At 63.9% G+C, this 18,114-nt stretch carries 17 protein-coding genes; 10 read left to right on the forward strand and 7 right to left on the reverse strand.

Annotation, left to right across the window (positions count from 1 at the left end; genetic code table 11):
• The first annotated feature begins 63 nt into the window (after nucleotides 1-63).
• On the forward strand, nucleotides 64-1,470 hold the full coding sequence (lpdA, locus tag HNR59_RS01460) for a dihydrolipoyl dehydrogenase (protein ID WP_183824921.1): 1,407 nt from the start codon (nucleotides 64-66) through the stop codon (nucleotides 1,468-1,470).
• A 134-nt stretch (nucleotides 1,471-1,604) separates the two neighbouring features.
• Here lpdA and HNR59_RS01465 read toward each other — a convergent pair whose 3' ends face one another.
• The 3 genes from HNR59_RS01465 to HNR59_RS01475 all read right to left on the reverse strand — a co-directional run bounded on the left by HNR59_RS01465 (nucleotide 1,605) and on the right by HNR59_RS01475 (nucleotide 4,186).
• Entirely contained in the window at nucleotides 1,605-2,030 is a 426-nt protein-coding gene (locus HNR59_RS01465; RefSeq protein WP_183824924.1) for a hypothetical protein, read from the reverse strand.
• A gap of 90 nt (nucleotides 2,031-2,120) precedes the next feature.
• A complete protein-coding gene (locus tag HNR59_RS01470) occupies nucleotides 2,121-3,188 on the reverse strand; it encodes a TraB/GumN family protein (protein ID WP_183824943.1) in 1,068 nt (355 codons plus the stop codon).
• Between the two features lie 50 nt (nucleotides 3,189-3,238).
• Nucleotides 3,239-4,186, reverse strand: coding sequence for a tyrosine recombinase XerC (locus tag HNR59_RS01475; protein WP_183824946.1), 948 nt, complete (start codon nucleotides 4,184-4,186; stop codon nucleotides 3,239-3,241).
• A gap of 100 nt (nucleotides 4,187-4,286) precedes the next feature.
• Between HNR59_RS01475 and rimM the strand changes: the two genes are divergently transcribed.
• Nucleotides 4,287-4,883, forward strand: coding sequence for a ribosome maturation factor RimM (gene rimM, locus HNR59_RS01480; RefSeq protein ID WP_183824949.1), 597 nt, complete (start codon nucleotides 4,287-4,289; stop codon nucleotides 4,881-4,883).
• The gene (gene trmD / locus HNR59_RS01485) at nucleotides 4,880-5,566 is read left to right on the forward strand and encodes a tRNA (guanosine(37)-N1)-methyltransferase TrmD (protein WP_183824952.1); all 687 of its coding nucleotides are present in this window, start codon (nucleotides 4,880-4,882) and stop codon (nucleotides 5,564-5,566) included. The genes rimM and trmD overlap by 4 nt, the downstream gene beginning before the upstream one ends.
• Before the next feature lie 53 nt (nucleotides 5,567-5,619).
• Here trmD and HNR59_RS01490 read toward each other — a convergent pair whose 3' ends face one another.
• From HNR59_RS01490 to HNR59_RS01500, 3 genes are all read right to left on the reverse strand, one after another.
• Nucleotides 5,620-6,477, reverse strand: a complete 858-nt coding sequence (locus HNR59_RS01490) for an RNA polymerase factor sigma-32 (RefSeq protein ID WP_183824955.1) — start codon at nucleotides 6,475-6,477, stop codon at nucleotides 5,620-5,622.
• A gap of 125 nt (nucleotides 6,478-6,602) precedes the next feature.
• Complete coding sequence (locus HNR59_RS01495; RefSeq protein WP_183824958.1) at nucleotides 6,603-7,652, reverse strand: membrane dipeptidase; 1,050 nt, start codon at nucleotides 7,650-7,652, stop codon at nucleotides 6,603-6,605.
• Nucleotides 7,653-7,693: 41 nt separating this feature from the next.
• Nucleotides 7,694-8,197, reverse strand: coding sequence for an Lrp/AsnC family transcriptional regulator (locus tag HNR59_RS01500; RefSeq protein ID WP_183824961.1), 504 nt, complete (start codon nucleotides 8,195-8,197; stop codon nucleotides 7,694-7,696).
• Nucleotides 8,198-8,301: 104 nt separating this feature from the next.
• Here HNR59_RS01500 and HNR59_RS01505 point away from each other — a divergent pair, with 104 nt between their 5' ends.
• Complete coding sequence (locus tag HNR59_RS01505; protein ID WP_183824963.1) at nucleotides 8,302-9,495, forward strand: diaminopropionate ammonia-lyase; 1,194 nt, start codon at nucleotides 8,302-8,304, stop codon at nucleotides 9,493-9,495.
• Nucleotides 9,496-9,532: 37 nt separating this feature from the next.
• Here HNR59_RS01505 and phaR read toward each other — a convergent pair whose 3' ends face one another.
• Nucleotides 9,533-10,135, reverse strand: coding sequence for a polyhydroxyalkanoate synthesis repressor PhaR (gene phaR, locus HNR59_RS01510; RefSeq protein WP_183824967.1), 603 nt, complete (start codon nucleotides 10,133-10,135; stop codon nucleotides 9,533-9,535).
• 283 nt (nucleotides 10,136-10,418) lie between these two features.
• Here phaR and HNR59_RS01515 point away from each other — a divergent pair, with 283 nt between their 5' ends.
• From HNR59_RS01515 to HNR59_RS01540, 6 genes are all read left to right on the forward strand, one after another.
• Nucleotides 10,419-11,606, forward strand: a complete 1,188-nt coding sequence (locus HNR59_RS01515; RefSeq protein WP_183824970.1) for an acetyl-CoA C-acetyltransferase — start codon at nucleotides 10,419-10,421, stop codon at nucleotides 11,604-11,606.
• A gap of 115 nt (nucleotides 11,607-11,721) precedes the next feature.
• Nucleotides 11,722-12,444 (forward strand): beta-ketoacyl-ACP reductase, encoded by a 723-nt coding sequence (phbB, locus tag HNR59_RS01520; protein ID WP_183824973.1) that lies wholly within the window; start codon nucleotides 11,722-11,724, stop codon nucleotides 12,442-12,444.
• A 634-nt stretch (nucleotides 12,445-13,078) separates the two neighbouring features.
• Entirely contained in the window at nucleotides 13,079-16,249 is a 3,171-nt protein-coding gene (locus HNR59_RS01525; protein WP_183824976.1) for a helicase-related protein, read from the forward strand.
• 21 nt (nucleotides 16,250-16,270) lie between these two features.
• The gene (locus HNR59_RS01530; RefSeq protein ID WP_183824979.1) at nucleotides 16,271-16,651 is read left to right on the forward strand and encodes an RNA-binding S4 domain-containing protein; all 381 of its coding nucleotides are present in this window, start codon (nucleotides 16,271-16,273) and stop codon (nucleotides 16,649-16,651) included.
• Nucleotides 16,652-16,802: 151 nt separating this feature from the next.
• Nucleotides 16,803-17,141 (forward strand): ferredoxin FdxA, encoded by a 339-nt coding sequence (gene fdxA, locus HNR59_RS01535; protein ID WP_183824982.1) that lies wholly within the window; start codon nucleotides 16,803-16,805, stop codon nucleotides 17,139-17,141.
• 343 nt (nucleotides 17,142-17,484) lie between these two features.
• The gene (locus tag HNR59_RS01540; protein WP_183824985.1) at nucleotides 17,485-18,066 is read left to right on the forward strand and encodes a CarD family transcriptional regulator; all 582 of its coding nucleotides are present in this window, start codon (nucleotides 17,485-17,487) and stop codon (nucleotides 18,064-18,066) included.
• The last annotated feature ends 48 nt before the right edge of the window (nucleotides 18,067-18,114 follow it).

Raw genomic sequence — 18,114 nt, forward strand, 5'->3', positions numbered from 1 at the left:
GCTGGACGGCCGACGCGACCCGATTGAAATGGCCGGATCGGCCAGCAGGAAAGGAATGGACAAATGGCATATGATGTCGTCGTCATCGGCTCTGGTCCGGGCGGCTATGTGTGCGCCATCAAGGCAGCCCAGCTCGGCCTCAAGGTCGCGGTCGTTGAAAAGCGCGAGACCTTCGGCGGCACCTGCCTGAACATCGGCTGCATCCCCTCCAAGGCACTGCTGCATGCCTCGGAAATGTTTGCCGAGGCAAGCCACTCCTTCGACGCGCTCGGCGTGGAAATTTCCGCTCCGAAGCTGAACCTCGAAAAGATGATGGCCCACAAGGACACGACCGTGTCCGCCAACGTGGCCGGCGTCGCCTTCCTGTTCAAGAAGAACAAGATCGACTCCTTCCGCGGCACCGGCAAGGTCGTCGCCGCCGGCAAGGTGGCCGTCGTTGCCGAGGACGGCAGCGCACAGGAAATCGAGACGAAGAACATCGTCATCGCCACCGGCTCCGACGTGGCCGGCATCCCGGGCGTCGAGGTCGACATCGACGAGAAGGTCATCGTCTCCTCCACCGGCGCGCTGTCGCTGGCAAAGGTGCCTGAGCATCTTGTCGTCGTTGGCGGTGGTGTCATAGGTCTGGAGCTCGGCTCGGTCTGGGCTCGTCTTGGTGCGAAGGTCACGGTGGTCGAATTCCTCGACACCATTCTCGGCGGCATGGACGGCGAAGTCGCCAAGCAGTTCCAGCGCCTGCTGGGCAAGCAGGGATTTGACTTCAGGCTTGGGTCCAAGGTCACCGGCGTGGCGAAGTCCGGCAAGGGCGCTTCGGTGACGTTCGAACCGGTGAAGGGCGGCGACGCGGAAACCGTCGAGGCCGATGCCGTGCTGATCGCAACCGGCCGCAAGCCCTACACGGAAGGTCTCGGCCTCAGCGAAGCCGGCGTCGAACTGGACGAGCGCGGCCGCGTGAAGACCGACGGCCATCTGCGCACCAATGTGCCGGGCATCTATGCCATCGGCGACGTGGTCGCCGGCCCGATGCTCGCCCACAAGGCCGAGGACGAGGGCGTAGCCGTTGCCGAGATCATAGCCGGTCAGGCCGGCCATGTGAACTACGACGTCATTCCGGGCGTCGTCTACACCAGCCCTGAAGTCGCCTCCGTCGGCAAGACCGAGGAAGAGCTGAAGAAGGCCGGCGTCGCCTACAAGTCCGGAAAGTTCCCCTTCACCGCCAATGGCCGTGCGCGCGCCATGCAGCACACCGACGGCTTCGTGAAGGTTCTGGCCGACAAGGAGACCGACCGCGTGCTCGGCGTTCACATCGTCGGCTTCGGTGCCGGCGAGATGATCCACGAGGCGGCGGTCCTGATGGAGTTCGGCGGTTCCTCGGAAGACCTCGCACGCACCTGCCACGCCCACCCGACCATGTCGGAGGCGGTCAAGGAAGCCGCGCTCGCCACATTCTTCAAGCCGATCCACATCTGATCGGCCCCATAGCTTATCGGCCGTAGCATTGGACCCCGGTTTCGGGTGTTCCGCTGCTCTCCCGATAATCCAGATCCCGGAACCAAAAACGGCCCGCCAACCGGCGGGCCGTTTCTTTTTCGGGTCTTGTCCGGTCAGTTCGCCGGCTGCTGTGGCGCAGGCTCGGCCGGAGCCGGCGTGCTGTCGGTGGGAGCCGGTGCAGGCTCTACCGGTGCAGGAGCCGGTTCGGCCGGCGGCGCAGGCTCTGCCGGTGCAGGTGCAGGTTCCGCAGGTGCGGGTGCCGGAGCAGGTTCGACGGGCGCGGGCGCAGGCGCCGGCTCGGTGGCAGCAGGCGGCGGCGCCGCATCAGGCTCGGTCGCCGGTCGGTTGCCGCCAGCAAAAAGGTAATAGGCGCCGAGCGCAAGCACCAGAACGATCAGCGCGATCAGCCAGGTGGTGCCACCACCGCGCGGCGGGGGCGTTGGATCGAGATGCGGATCGGGGTCCGCATGTGGTGGAATGGGATTCAGGGGATCCAGCGGACGGGGATCGTCTGGACCCGGCTTGTGCGGATTGGCCATTCTGTCCTCCAGGAAACGGATCAGGCAACAAGAGGTCAACGCATAAAGCGCCGACAGGTTGCATCCGCCCCTGCAGAGCAGCCGGCAGTGCTATTGCACGGCACTCACAGTGTAGCCCGCCTTGCGGAACCCTTCCACGAGCCCTTCCGGCCCCGGCAGGTGCAGCGCGCCCACCGCGATGAAGGCGTTGCCCTGCGAAAGGAACGCGTCCGCGCTGGCAATCATGCCCTTGTTGCGCTTGTTGATCAGCGCTTCCTCGAACGCTGCATAGCCGGCCATGTCGCCGCCCTGGTGCGGCATCACCGCGGTGAACATCGGCATGATCATGCCAACCTCCCCCTGCTGGTAGAGCCGGATCATGGTCTCGATAAGATCGTTGATGCCATCGCCCAGTTGCAGCGTTTCCACCAGCCCCTGAATGTGAAACTCCATCGGCAGGGACGCCATGGCGCGAAGCTGGTCCGCCGCCGTTTCAAGGCCGCCCAGCGCCTTGCCGGCGGCGTCGGCATCCTGCGCCAGCTTCACGTCGAGAATGGCTTCCCCGGCCGAGCGGCGGGCAAGCTCGCATTGCGGAACCGCCACGACACCAAGCAGCATCCACGGTTTCATTTTCGCCACGCTGGCCAGCGGGATTCCGCGCGCTTTGAGGCCTTTCTTCAAAGCCTCGGCATCCTCGGCAGAAAGCTGCGAGGTAAGCGTCTGCGATCCCGTGAACATCATCAGTTCAGGCTCTTCGGACATGGCCGCCATCATGCGGGACTGATCAAGCACATCCGTGGTTTCGATCACCACTGTCGCAGCTGCGTCATACGCAGTCTGCGCCGCAGGCGGCAGCGTGACGACACGCGGGTCGCTCAGATGGAAGGTCCCGAACAGATAGGAGGGTGCTGCGCCCTGCTTCTCCAGCTTCCACAGAACGCCCTTGCCATTGAGCACGGCATCGGCCTGTTTGCGCACGTCCGAGTAGGCGTCCGGATCGTCCTTGCGGAGCTTTTCCATGAGGTCGGCGCCCGAGCAGGCAGTTGCATCCGCATGCGCCCGGCCGGTCGCCATCGCCAGAACGATCAGGAAGGTTATGAAAAACATCAGGTTCAGCCCGGCAAGCAGCTTCATGCAGAACAGGGCGGCGCGATCAGCGAGAGCGAGTGTGCGTGTCATGGTTTTCCACTAGCCTTAAATCCCGGCCAAACCGTTAAGGCGGTGCCGTTTCATGCGCGCGGATGCGCCGAATCGTAGATTTCGAGCAGCCTCGCCGTATCGACGCCCGTATAGACCTGCGTGGTCGACAGGCTGGCATGGCCGAGCAGCTCCTGAATGGTGCGCAGGTCACCGCCCCGCCCCAGCAGATGCGTGGCAAAGGAATGGCGCAGCGCATGCGGCGTCGCCGTTTCGGGCAGGTTGAGTGCCGAGCGCAGCTTCGCCATTTCTCGCTGGATGATCGCGGCATTGAGCGGCCCGCCCCTTGCACCCCGAAACAGCGGTTCACCGGCATCGAGGTGATAGGGACACAGGCTTCGATACTCCATCACCGCCTTCACCGTGACCGGCAGCAGCGGCGCAAGCCGTGTCTTGCCGCCCTTGCCCGTTACCCGCAGCACGGTTTCGTCTCCGCTGGCCAGATCGCCGCCGGTCAGGCCAAGCGCTTCGGAAATGCGCAGGCCGCAGCCATAGAGCAGGGTCAGCACCGCCGCGTTGCGGGCCGCGATCCATGGCTCCTCCGCCAGTTGCTCATCCGTTGCCACCACGCGCTTTGCATCGGCTGCCGTCAGCGGCTTGGGCAGCGATTTCGGCTGGCGGGGCGCACGCATGGCCGCCGCGCCGGCCGCATTGACCATGCCCTGCCTTTCAAGATGGCGCAGCAGCGAACGGATTCCGGCCAGTCCCCGTCCCAGCGTGCGGGCCCCTGCCCCGGCGCTTCGCCTTGAAGCAAGATAGGCGCGCAGGTCAGCCGGCCTGAGTTCTTTTATGTCGGCTATTCCGGGTGCGCCGCCGCAATGGCCGGTCAGAAATTGCAGGAACTGGCGCGTGTCGCGCTCATAGGCATCGACGGTCAGTTGAGACAAGCGGCGCTCGCCGCCGAGCGATTGCAGCCACGCCATGCGCGCGGCCTGCAGGTCCGGCTTTGCCGAAATGAGAAATTGTTCCTGCGTCGTCATACCGGCATGATGCCCGCATACGGTTAGGAAGCGGTGAAGCTTGCTTGAAAAGCAGGCGTCCTGAAACTAGGACAGGCAGATCATTGCAAGGATCAGTTCCATGACCAGGCTCGAAAACCCCGTCCAGATGGCCGTGATCGGCGCCCCGCACGGCATCAAGGGGGAGCTGCGCGTCAAGACCTACACCGGCGATCCCGAGGCGCTGGGCGACTATGGCCCGCTTTACACACTGGATGGACGCAGCTTCGAGATCCTCAGCATCAGGCCGGCCGGCAACATGGCCGTGGTGCGGTTCGCCGAGGTGAAGGATCGCAACGCGGCCGAAGCGCTGACCGGCACCGAACTGTTTATCGAACGCTCCATGCTGCCCGAGCCGGAGGAAGACGACGAGTTCTACCATGCCGACCTGATGGGGCTTGCCGTGCGCGACGAGACCGGCGCGACGCTGGGCAAGGTGCTGGCGGTTCAGAATTTCGGCGGCGGCGACATACTCGACCTGATGATCGGCGGCCGCAAGGGCGTGCTGATCCCGTTCACGCAGGCCGCTGTGCCGGAAGTGTCGGTCGCCGGCGGCTTCATCCGCATCGACCCGGTCGCTGCCGGACTGGCCGGCGACCATGACGGGGATGCGCCCGATGGCGAGCCCTCCGGCACGGACCGGCCGCGCGGACCGAAAAGCGCCGGGGGCAACCGGTGAGCTTTTCGGCCTCCGTCCTCACACTTTATCCCGAAATGTTTCCGGGCGCGCTCGGCCTGTCGCTTGCCGGCCGGGCGCTTGAAGCCGGCACATGGTCTCTGGAAGCGGTGCAGATCCGCGATTTCGCCACCGACCGCCACCGCACGGTGGACGACACACCGGCAGGCGGCGGCGCCGGCATGGTGATGCGCGCCGACGTGCTGGCCCGCGCCATCGACCACGCGGCCCCACCGTCCGACCCGCGCCCGCGCCTGCTGATGAGCCCGCGCGGGCGCCCGCTGACGCAGGCGCGTGTGCGCGAACTCGCCGCCGGCCCCGGCGCCGTCCTCCTGTGCGGGCGGTTCGAAGGCATCGACCAGCGGCTGATCGAGGCCCGGCAACTGGAGGAGGTCTCGATCGGCGACTACATCCTCTCAGGCGGCGAACCGGCAGCGCTGGTGCTGCTCGACGCAATCGTGCGCCTGCTGCCGGGCGTCATGGGCAATGAACTCTCCGGCGAGGAGGAAAGTTTTGAAGGCGGCCTGCTGGAGCATCCGCACTATACGCGCCCACAGGAGTTCGAGGGCCGCACGATCCCCGAGGTGCTGACCTCCGGTAACCATGCGAAGATCGCGGCATGGCGTCGTGCCGAAGCCGAAAAGCTGACGCGGGAAAGACGGCCCGACCTGCTTTCCGGCAACTGACCGGGCGCAGCCTGACGACACTGCCTTTCGGGCGGCCCATCGGCTGGTCCGGGTCAGGCTGCCATGAACTCCGGATTGCGCGCCACCAGCGCCACTTTCAGCTTCTCCATGGCGCGCGCTTCGAGCTGACGCACCCGCTCCTTGGAGATGCCCAGCACATCGCCAAGTTCGGCAAGCGTCGCGCCGTCATCCTTCAGCCGCCGCTCCTCGATGATGCGCAGCTCCCGCGGATTGAGCGCGCCGAGCGCATCCTTGAGCCAGCCGTTGCGCCGCTCCACGTCGATAGCCTCGGACGCCACTTCATCCGGCAGCGGAGCATCGCTGACCAGAAAGTCCATGCGTTCCATGGAATCCGACTCTCCCGAAAGCGGGGCGTTGAGCGAGCTGTCGGGTGCCGAGAGGCGTGAATCCATGGTGGCGACGTCGGCGGTCTGCACGCCGAGGGCCGTGGCTATTTCCTCGTAGATCGAGGCGCTGGAAAGCGTGTCGGAGCCAGCCGCAAGCCGCGCACGCAGCCGCCGCAGATTGAAGAACAAGGCCTTCTGCGCCGAACTGGTGCCCCCGCGCACGATCGACCAGTTGCGCAGGATATAATCCTGCATCGAAGCCCTGATCCACCATGTTGCATAGGTGGAAAATCGTACCTCGCGTTCCGGCTCGAACCTTGCCGCCGCCTCCAGCAGCCCTACATGGCCTTCCTGAATGAGGTCCCCGATGGGGAGGCCGTAATTGCGGAACTTGCCGGCCATGGAGATGACGAGACGCATATGCGCCATCGTCATGCGGTTCAGCGCTTCCTGATCTCCGTGGTCGCGCCAGTTCTGCGCCAGTTCCTGCTCTTCATCGCGCTCCAGATAGGGCGCGGTCATGGCCAGGCGAATGAATTTACGTTCAAGGCTGTTTTGAATCATCACGATATTCCGGCATTCGAACGACCTTTGCCGCATGCCGCATGAAGCTGCGGACATGTACGGAACCGCAGCCTTAACGTGATGTGGGCGGAATTTGTTCCAGCCCGAAGAGAGTCAGAGGTTGACTATCCTATGCTGCGCTCCAGGGCAGCCACCCAGTTCTTCCAGGCGATCTTCTCGACCAGCTCGCGCCCATAGCCCTTTTCGAGCAATGCATCGATGAGATTCGGAAGGCCGGAAACGTCACCGATGGCGGCGGGGATCGTGGCCCCGTCGAAATCGGACCCGAAGCCGACGCGGTCCTCGCCCAGTGCCTCTATCAGGGCATCGATGTGGCGAACCATCACCTCAAGGCCGGTGTTGGGATCCATGCGGCCATCTTCACGCAGGAAGCCGGTGGCGAAATTCAGCCCGACCATGCCGTTGCTGTCGCGAATGGCACCAAGCTGCCATTCGGTCAGGTTGCGCGCATGGGGGCAGAGTGCATGCACGTTGGAATGGGTGGCGACCAGCGGCGCGGTGCTCAGGGAGGCGACGTCGCGAAACCCTTTTTCGTTGAGATGCGACAGATCGATCATGATCCCCAGCTCGTTGCAGGCACGCACCAGCGCCTTGCCGGCATCGGTGAGACCGGGGCCGGTGTCCGGCGTCGAGTTCAGGCGGAACGGCACGCCATGGCCAAATGCGTTGGGCCGGCTCCAGACGATGCCGAGCGAGCGCAAGCCCGCCGCATGAAGCACGTCGAGTTCGGCCAGATCGGTATCGATCGCCTCCGCGCCTTCGATATGGAAGACTGTGGCCAGAGAGCCAGCAGCCATCGCGCGCCTGATGTCGGCGGCGCTGCGGCACACGCTCAGCGCACCTGACCGTTCGAGACGCAGCAAAATCGAGGCCATGCCCGTGGTCGACACAATCGCATCGGCGCGGCTCAGTTCGGGCGCCATCGGCTCGTTGGTTGCGGGTGCGGTGGTACGCATCGGCGCGTCCTCCAGCGGCGGCGGAAAGATGGCGAACATGCCGCCTGCAAACCCGCCCTTGCGGGCACGCGGCAGATCGATATGCCAGCTGGAGGGACTGCCTTTGACGAAAAGCTTCTCCTTGTCCGGCTCGGCGGACTGGTAGAGTTTCATCAGCGTATCATTGTGGCCATCGAAAACAGGGATAAGGTCTGTCACGTCTGTCGCATCCTTGGGAAGGTGATTGTCTGAGAAAAAGCCTATCTGATTCGCCTTGGCGGCCGCTCCGGCAACTGGACCGCCAGCCCCGCCTTGATCCTGTCCATGACCACGAGGGTGCGGAAGCGCCTGACATTGTGGTTCTCGAAGAACAGCCGCCGCGTCAGCGCCTCATAGTCAGCCATGGAGGCGACTGTGACAATCAGCACGAAATCCGCTTCGCCGGTCACATAGTAGCACTGTTGCACAGACCGATCGGCGGCGAAGCTGCGCCGGGCCGCATCAAGCAGATCGAGCCGCTCGCTTTCGATCTCGACCTCCACCACGATGGTGATCGGCTGGCCGACGCGTCCCGGATCGACGACGGCGAAATTGCCGGTGATGACCCCGTTCTCATGCATGCGGCGCACCCTGCGATGCACGGCCGCCGCCGACAGGCCGATCCGTTCACCGATGATGCGGTGAGCGGTCGTGTTGTCCCGCTGCAGAATATCGAGGATCGCAAGATCGAAACTGTCGAGGCCATCCTGCTCGGATTCAGGCATCAAAACCACCAAAATCGAGAGTTTTTTGCATTCTGGCGGTCAAATCGAGGAAAATCCAGTCTTCATCCGCGATAAAATCTCATCACGCAAAGAGAGATGAGACCATGATCACCCTGAACACACTTCCCGGCTATAATGCGGCGCTGGACCCTGCGGATTCCACCACTCTTGGGATGGAGGCCGCCCGGGAAGTGCAGCGCTTCCTGTCCTGTCGCCCCGACCACAGGCAGACGCCGCTGCACCGGCTCGACGGCCTCGCCGGAGAACTCGGGGTCGCAGCCATTTTCCTCAAGGATGAGGGCTTGCGGCTCGGCCTCGGCAGCTTCAAGGCGCTTGGCGGCTCCTATGCCGTCATCCGCCTGGTGCTGGAGGAGGCGGGCCGCAGGCTCGGCCATCCGCAAGACATCGCCGATCTCAATTCACCGCAGGTGCGCGAGATCGCACGGCAGATGACCTTCGGTTGCGCGACCGACGGCAACCACGGCAAATCCGTCGCCATGGGCGCACGCATGGTGGGCGCCCGCGCCGCAATCTTCGTGCATGCCGGCGTCAGCGACGAGCGCGTGGCGGCAATCGCAGCCTGTGGCGCCGAGATAATCCGCGTTGAAGGCACCTATGACGATTCCGTTGCAGAGGCTGCCCGTGTTTGTGAGCAAAACGGCTGGAGCGTCGTCTCCGACACCTCATGGCCAGGCTATGAGCGCATCCCCTCGCTGGTCATGCAGGGTTATACCGCCATGCTCGGCGAGGTGCTGGAAACGTTGCCGCAAAGGCCGACGCATGTTTTCGTGCAGGCCGGCGTCGGCGGGCTGGCGGCAGCCCTCGCCGGACATTTCGCCATCGTGTTCGGAGCGGACCGTCCCAAACTCATCGTTGTCGAGCCAGCCCGCGCGGCCTGCATTCATGAAAGTGCGCGCACCGGGCGACTGGTCAAAACCCCGCATGGGGAGCCGACCATCATGGCGATGCTGGAGTGCTACGAGCCATCGCTGGTGGCGTGGCGGATACTCTCGCGCAAGGCCGACGCCTTCATGACCGTGGACGAGGACGCCGCGGCAGCGACCATGCGGCGCCTCGCCCGGCCGGTGGCCCCGGATCCCGCCATCGTCGCCGGTGAAAGCGGTTGTGCCGGGCTCGCCGGGCTGATCCGCGCGGCGTCGGACCCTGAAGGGAGAAAAATGCTGGGTCTGGACGTGAACGCGCGCGTTCTGGCGATCAACACGGAAACCGCCACCGACAAGGGTCGTTACGAGGCCATTGTCGGCATGGCGCCGGAGGATGTGGCCGAAATCGCCTGAAGATTTCGGGCCGGCATCCGGCAGCGCGATGTGTCGCTCAGGACAGCGTGTCGAGCTTGCGCTGCATCGCGGCAATCTGCTCCTTCAGATCCTGAAGGTCGCCATCGCGCTCGCCCGCTTCCTTCTGCGGTTCGCCGTCGCCCTGCTTCGCCGCAGCGCCGGCGGGAAATGGCGTGAACATGCGCATCGCGTTCTGGAACATCTCCATGTTGCGCCGCGTCTGCTCTTCCAGCGCCTTCATCGGCAGCGGCATCTTCATCATGTCCATGGGCGATTTCGGCAGCGCGTCCTTCATCTGCTCGCGAAACCGCTCCTGCTCCTTGGAGAAGGCCATCATCGACTGTTCGAGAAATGACGGCACGATCATCTGCATCTGATCGCCATAGAAGGCGATGAGCTGGCGCAGAAACGGGATCGGCAGCATGTTCTGCCCGTCCTTGTTTTCCAGCTCGAAAATGATCTGGGTGAGCACGGAATGGGTGATGTCGTCGCCGCTCTTGGCGTCCTGAACCGTAAAATCCTCGCCACGCTTCACCATGGCGGCGAGGTCTTCCAGCGTCACATAGGTGCTGGTTCCCGTATTGTAGAGCCGACGGTTGGCGTATTTCTTGATGATCACACTATCGTCTTTCGCAGCCACCAGCGTCCTCCCCGAACAGCTTTGTCGAATTGGTAAGCATGAGCTTACCTTTTGCATTGCTTTGCAACAGGATAGGCCCAAAACGGCACCGACTCCAATAGATTTTGTGCAGTGCGGAACGGCAGGCATGTTCCTGTCACCTGCAAAATGCTGCGCAGCATTGCTGAGCCGACTTACCGCAGGTCACTTCGCCGCGACTTTTTCGGATTTGACTCGCCTTTCGGAAAGGGCAACAAAAGTCATGACACCGCCGAGTGCAGTTCTGCAAAGTCCGGAGAAAACAATGTCGTCTTCCAATTCCATCGTCATCGTCAGCGCCGCCCGCACACCGGTCGGCTCCTTCAGCGGCTCCTTCGCAAACATGCCGGCGCATGAGCTTGGCGCCATCGTCATCAGGGAATTGCTGGCGCGCGCAGGCGTCGACGCGGCGGAGGTGGACGAAGTCATCCTCGGTCAGGTGCTCACCGCAGCGCAGGGCCAGAACCCCGCCCGTCAGGCATCCATGCTGGCCGGCATTCCGAAGGAAACTTCGGCCTGGGGCATGAACCAGGTTTGCGGCTCGGGCCTGCGCTCGGTTGCGCTCGGCATGCAGCAGATCGCCACGGGCGACGCCCGCGTCGTGATCGCAGGCGGACAGGAATCCATGTCACTCTCGCCCCACGCCCAGCATCTGCGCAACGGCGTGAAGATGGGCGACTACAAGATGATCGACACCATGATCAAGGACGGCCTGTGGGATGCCTTCAACGGCTACCACATGGGCATCACAGCCGAGAACGTGGCGCGCGAGTTCCAGATTTCCCGCGACGAGCAGGACCAGTTCGCGCTCGCATCCCAGAACAAGGCCGAAGCGGCCCAGAAGGCCGGCAAGTTCAAGGACGAGATCGTTTCGGTAACGGTGAAGGGCCGCAAGGGCGACACCATCGTCGAAGATGACGAATATATCCGCCACGGCGCCACCATCGAGGCCATGCAGAAGCTGAAGCCCGCCTTCGACAAGGAAGGCACCGTGACCGCCGCCAACGCTTCCGGAATCAATGACGGCGCCGCCGGCGTGCTGCTGATGAGCGAAGAAGAGGCTCAGCGCCGCGGCCTCACACCGATCGCCCGCATCGCTTCCTGGGCAACGGCCGGCGTCGACCCGGCGGTGATGGGCACCGGACCGATCCCGGCTTCCCGGAAAGCGCTGGAAAAGGCCGGCTGGTCTGTCGGCGATCTCGACCTCGTCGAGGCCAACGAAGCCTTCGCCGCGCAGGCCTGCGCCGTGAACAAGTCGCTTGGCTGGAATCCGGAAATCGTCAACGTCAATGGTGGCGCCATCGCCATCGGTCACCCGATCGGCGCTTCGGGTGCCCGCATCCTCAACACGCTCGTCTACGAGATGAAGCGCCGCAATGCGAAGAAGGGTCTGGCCACGCTGTGCATCGGCGGCGGCATGGGCGTTGCCATGTGTCTCGAGGGGCTGAACTAGGCAACAAAGGGAGGACAGGGCAGAACGACCGCAAGGGCAAGCTGTTAAGGCACCATAAGGCCTCAATCTCCTGCTCGGCTGCGGCGGACTGCCCTGATAATGGAGAATCACCAGCATGAGCAGAACAGCTATCGTCACCGGTGGGACACGGGGCATCGGTGCCGCCATCGCCAGGGCGTTGAAGGATGCGGGCTACAAGGTTGCGGCCAACTATGCCGGCAATGATGATGCCGCCCGCATCTTCAACGAGGAAACCGGCATCCCGGTCTACAAATGGTCCGTGGCCGATTACGATGCCTGCGCTGCAGGAATCGCTCAGGTGGAAGCGGATCTCGGCCCCGTCTCGGTTCTGGTCAACAATGCCGGCATCACCCGCGATGCCATGTTCCACAAGATGACGCGCGAGCAGTGGAACGAAGTGATCGGCACCAATCTCAGCGGCGTGTTCAACATGACGCATCCGCTGTGGACGGGAATGCGCGACCGCAAGTTCGGCCGCATCATCACCATCTCCTCGATCAACGGGCAGAAGGGCCAGATGGGGCAGGCCAACTATTCGGCGGCCAAGGCGGGCGATATCGGCTTCACCAAGGCGCTCGCGCAGGAAGGCGCCCGCGCTGGCATCACGGTCAACGCCATCTGCCCCGGCTATATCGCCACCGACATGGTGATGGCCGTGCCGGAGAAGGTGCGCGAATCCATCATTGCCCAGATCCCGGTCGGACGGCTGGGCGAAGCCGAGGAGATCGCGCGCTGTGTGCTCTTCCTTGCTTCCGACGACGCCGGCTTCATCACCGGCTCGACGCTGACGGCCAATGGCGGGCAGTACCTCGCCTGAGGCTGCCTGTCCCGATACGGCACGAAACGGTTAACGGCGCGGCCTTCATGGCCGCGCCGTTTCCACATCCGGCTGCACCCCTGCTGTGGAAGGCCTGTGGATAAGCTGTGCGGGACACAACATGTAGCGGTGAACGAAACGGGAAAATTCACAGGTCGGCGATTCGTCGCCGTTTCGTTCCGCCTTTGATCGAATCGTTAAGAAAACAGCCATGTGCGCGATTGGAATTTCTTAAGGGAAGTTAATAATTTCCTTATTTTTCAATGAATTGCCTTCTGACGCCAGTTACCGCGATGCAAGCGGCCGGCAAACCTTAACGATAGTGAAGAGCAGGCAATGTCTTGTTCCGAAGGCGATTCAGCATGTAGCTCCGGACCGCACCTGAAGGCCTATATGTAGCCGTGAACGAACCATGAATCGGCAAGAGTCAGCGATTCGTCGCCGATTCGTTCCAGACTCGTTCCACCCGTTAACGCGGGCCGCCAGCCGCCTCGGATGCAGCGACTGAGGGACGCGCTGAAACTTCCGCCTTTCACCCCGGTGCATAAATGCCTATGTGTCAGACGGGTCGGAGGCGATCCAGCGCTTTCGGGCGTCCCTTGCTGCAGTGTGGCCGGAGAGACTTTCCCCGCCGATGAACATCCAACCCAAGCCCCAACAGCCGCTTATCCTGTCCGGCCGCGACGTGACCGCCGTGCTCGGTCCCACCAACACCGGCAAGACGCATCTGGCCATCGAGCGCATGGTGGCGCACGAAAGCGGCGTCATCGGCCTGCCGCTGCGCCTGCTCGCCCGCGAGGTCTATGCGCGGCTCTGCGAGAAGGTGGGCGCGGCGAAAGTGGCGCTGATCACCGGCGAGGAGAAAATCCAGCCCGCAGGCGCCCGCTACTCGGTCTGCACCGTGGAAGCCATGCCCCGCGAGACCGATGCGGCTTTCGTCGCCATCGACGAAGTCCAGCTTGCCGGGGATCTGGAACGCGGCCACATCTTCACCGACCGCATCCTCAATCTGCGCGGGCGGCAGGAAACGCTGCTTCTGGGTGCTGCGACGATGCAGGGCATTCTCCAGAAGCTGTTGCGCGGCATTTCGCTGGTGACGCGCCCGCGCCTGTCGCATCTGGCCTATGCCGGTTCCAAAAAGCTCACCCGCCTGCCACGGCGCACGGCCATCGTCGCCTTCTCGGCCGACGAAGTCTACGCCATCGCCGAGCTGATCCGCCGCCAGCAGGGCGGCGCGGCCGTGGTGCTTGGCGCGCTGTCGCCGCGCACCCGTAACGCGCAGGTGGCGCTCTACCAGAATGGCGACGTGGATTATCTGGTCGCCACCGACGCCATCGGCATGGGGCTCAACCTCGACGTCGACCATGTCGCCTTCGCCCAGAACCGCAAGTTCGACGGCTACCAGTTCCGCCAGCTCACCGCCGCCGAGCTTGGCCAGATCGCCGGCCGCGCCGGCCGCCACATGCGCGACGGCACATTCGGCGTCACCGGCCGTGTCGATCCGTTCGACGACGATCTGGTCAAAAAGATCGAGAGCCACGATTTCGAGCCGGTGAAGGTGCTGCAATGGCGCACCGCCGCCTTCGACTTCGCCAGCCTCGATGCGCTGCGCCGGTCGATCGAAACCAATGCACCGGTCGAGGGGCTGACGCGGGCGCTGCCGGCCGTCGATGCGCAGGCGCTGGAATATCTGTCGCGCGACGGCGACATCCGCGCCCTTGCCTCACGCCCGGAGCGGGTGGCGCAACTGTGGGACGCCTGCGCCCTGCCCGACTACCGCCGCATCTCGCCGGCCCAGCACGCCGACCTGATCGCGTCCATCTACATGGACATCGCCCGGCGGGGTCATGTCGATGAGAATTACATGGCCGAACAGGTGCGCCGCGCCGACACCACCGAGGGCGACATCGACACCCTGTCGGCGCGCATTGCCCAGATCCGCACCTGGACTTTCGTGTCGAACCGGCCCGGCTGGCTTGCCGATCCGGCACATTGGCAGGAAAAGACGCGCGAAATCGAGGATAGATTGTCGGATGCGCTGCATGACAGGTTGACGAAACGCTTCGTAGACCGCAGGACTTCCGTGCTTATGCGCCGCCTCAGAGAAAATACCATGTCCGAAGCAGAAATCAGCCCTTCCGGAACAGTCCTCGTCGAAGGGCACCATGTCGGAGAATTGCAGGGGTTCCGTTTTACCGCGGACCAGAGCGCCGGTGGCGAAGCCGCCAAGGCGGTTCGCGCCGCGGCACAAAAGGCGCTGGCCGTCGAATTTGAAACCCGCGCCGACCGCTTTGCCGCCTCCGGCAACAACGACATTGCACTCGGCTCCGATGGCGTGCTGCGTTGGATCGGCGCGCCGATCGCCACGCTTGTCGCCGGCGAGGACGTGTTGCGTCCGCGTCTGGTTCTGCTGGCCGACGAGCAGCTGACCGGTCCGGCACGCGACAAGGTTGCCGCCCGCGCCGAGCGCTTCGTCACCTTCCAGATCGAAAGCCTGCTGAAGCCGCTGGTCGACCTGAAGGCCAACGACCAGCTCACCGGCATCGCGCGCGGTATTGCTTTCCAGCTCGTGGAGAATCTTGGGGTTCTCAACCGCCGCGACATCGCCGAGGACATGCGCTCGCTGGAGCAGGATGGCCGCGCGGCCCTGCGCCGCCTCGGCGTGCGCTTCGGAGCATACCATGTCTTCGTTCCGGCCCTGCTGAAGCCGGCGCCTGCCGGGCTCGTCACGCTGCTGTGGGCGCTTCAGAATGACGGCAAGGACAAGCCGGGCTTCGGCGATGTCGTCAATGCGCTCTCCACCGGCCGCACGTCGGTAGTGGTGGACCAGACGTTCGACCGCAACTTCTATCGCCTCGCCGGCTATCGCAGCCTTGGCCGCCGCGCCGTGCGCGTGGACATTCTGGAACGACTGGCCGATCTCATCCGCCCCGCCATCAACTGGAAGCCGGGCCTCGGGCCCCGCCCGGATGGCGCTTTCGATGGCGGCACCTTCACGGTCACGCCGCCGATGATGTCGATCCTCGGCGCGACCGCCGAGGACATGGAGGAAATTCTCAAGGGCCTCGGCTACCGTGCCGACCCGAAGCCGGCCGAAGAGGTGAAGGCGAAGGTCGAGGCCTTCGACACCGCCGCCCGCGAAGCCGCAGAAGCAAAGGCGGCAGCGGACGCAGCACAGGCAGAAGCCACCGCTGAGACGCAGGCACCTGCGGATACGGAAGCAGCCGCGCAGGATCAGATTGCGGCAGTCGAAGTGGATGCTTCGGCAGCCGATCAGCCGGCATCCGACGAACAGGCCCCCACCGAGGCCGGGCAGGACCAGCCGGCGCAGGCCGAAGCGCCCGATGCTTCCGCCGGGACTTCGCAAGAAGCCATGGCCCCCGTTGCCGAAGAAACCGCTACGACGACGGAAGAAGCCACTCCGGCGCCATCCGAGCCTGCACCGGAAGCAGCTCCGGAGCCGGCCGAAGAGCCGAAGCCGGTGCTCATCTGGCGTCAGGGCCGCTTCGATCGCCAGAACCAGCGGCCGGGCGGCAGGCAGGGCCAGCGCGGCCAGCAGGGGCGCGGCCAGCACGGGGGCGGTGAACGTCGCGAAGGCGGCGAGGGCAACAAAGGCGACAACCGCCGCTTCGACCGCAACCGCAAGGGCGGCAAGCCGGGAGGGGATCGCCCCGAACGGCCGGACAGCAAATCCGGCGGCAAGCCGAAGTTCGAGCCGCGCAAGCGCGAGGAGCGCCCGGTGCGCATCGATCCGGATTCGCCCTTTGCCAAGCTCGCCGCCCTGCGCGAGCAGCTCAAGAAGTAGCTCCGGGCCCGGCGTCGGACGATGGCAGCAGCAGGCCGCCAGCGCCTCGACAAATGGCTGTTCTTTACGCGTGTCGTGAAATCGCGTTCGCTTGCCGCCAAACTGGCGGTCAGCGGGCGCGTCCGTATCAATCGCGACAAAGCATCGCAGGCCTCCGATCTGGTGAAGCCGGGCGACGTTCTCACCATCACGCTGGAGCGTCGCATACTGGTCTGGAAAGTGCTCGACACCGGCACGCGCCGCGGCCCGGCACCCGAAGCCCGAACCCTTTACGAGGACTTGTCTCCGGCCCCGTCACAGGCGGAAATTCCGGATGCGCAGGCTCCCCTGCGGGAGGCGGGAAGCGGTCGTCCCACCAAGAAGGAACGCCGTATCACGAACCGGCTGCTGGGGCGGGAATAACATGCTGGAGCGAGAACCACCGGCGCAAAACCATTCCGCCAGGGGCGCTATGGCGCATGCGCTTCGGCTTGAAAGCGCGGCGCAAAGGCGTTACCTCACCCCTCGATGACGCGACCCGAAATTGGCATGTACGGGACGCCCGGAGCCTCGTATGACTTATGTAGTCACCGACAATTGCATCAAGTGCAAATACACCGACTGTGTCGAAGTGTGTCCGGTCGACTGCTTCTATGAAGGCGAGAACATGCTCGTCATTCATCCCGACGAGTGCATCGACTGCGGCGTGTGCGAACCGGAATGCCCGGCCGACGCCATCCGCCCCGACACGGAACCTGGCCTCGATCAGTGGCTGCAGCTCAATGCCGAATATGCGGAGAAGTGGCCGAACCTGACCACCAAGAAGGATCAGCTTCCCGAAGCCGAGGAATTCGACGGACAGACCGGCAAGCTGGAGAAGTATTTTTCTCCTGAAGCCGGCAGCGGCGACTAGCACTTTATTTTGTCATCGTGCCTTTGAGAATGGCAGCTATGCTTGCCCTTCATGGCGCTTGCCGTTAGCGTGTGCAGCAAAATCTTGATTCTTGCGACTTTTTGTGTTACACATCGGCCAACATGCCCGTGACACAACGTCGATTTATGGCGCACACGCCCTAATCACTGAAAGGTGAATCTCCCAGTCCGGACCAGAGCGATCTGGGCCATGTGGTCGTTTAGCGTCCCGGCCCTCAGCTTTTCTTCCGGACAATTCACTGTTGCGCGGTATCTGCCGGCTGGTCCGGCCCCACTGTGTACGGTCGGCGTGGCGCCGGCCACAACAAGGAGTCTATGGCGTAATGGCAACCAGCACCCCGCAGAAGAAGTCTGCTCCCACGCGTCACGGTTTCAAAAGCGGCGAGTTCATCGTCTATCCAGCCCATGGCGTCGGCCAGATCGTAACCATCGAGGAGCAGGAAGTCGCAGGGCACAAGCTGGAATTGTTCGTCATCGATTTCCAGAAGGACAAGATGCGGCTGAAGGTTCCGGTGGCCAAGGCCACCTCCATCGGCATGCGCAAGCTTTCGGAAACCGATTATGTCGATCGCGCCCTGAAGGTCGTTCAGGGCCGCGCCCGCGTCAAGCGCACCATGTGGTCGCGCCGCGCGCAGGAATACGATGCCAAGATCAATTCCGGCGACCTGATCTCGATCTCGGAAGTCGTGCGCGACCTCTACCGCGCCGAGAACCAGCCCGAGCAGTCCTACTCCGAGCGTCAGCTCTATGAGGCAGCCCTCGACCGCATGGCCCGCGAGATCGCGGCCGTCAACCGCATGTCGGAGACCGAAGCGGTGCGCCTGATCGAGGTGAACCTCAACAAGGGTCCCAAGCGCGGCACCAAGGCCGACAATGAGGAAGGCGAGCAGGAAGAAGCCGCCTGATCCTATCTGGCACTGGCGACCGAAACATGAAAACCGCGGGTCGCAAGA

It is taken from the genome of Aquamicrobium lusatiense (assembly GCF_014201615.1).
GTDB classification, from domain to species: Bacteria; Pseudomonadota; Alphaproteobacteria; order Rhizobiales; family Rhizobiaceae; genus Mesorhizobium; species Mesorhizobium lusatiense.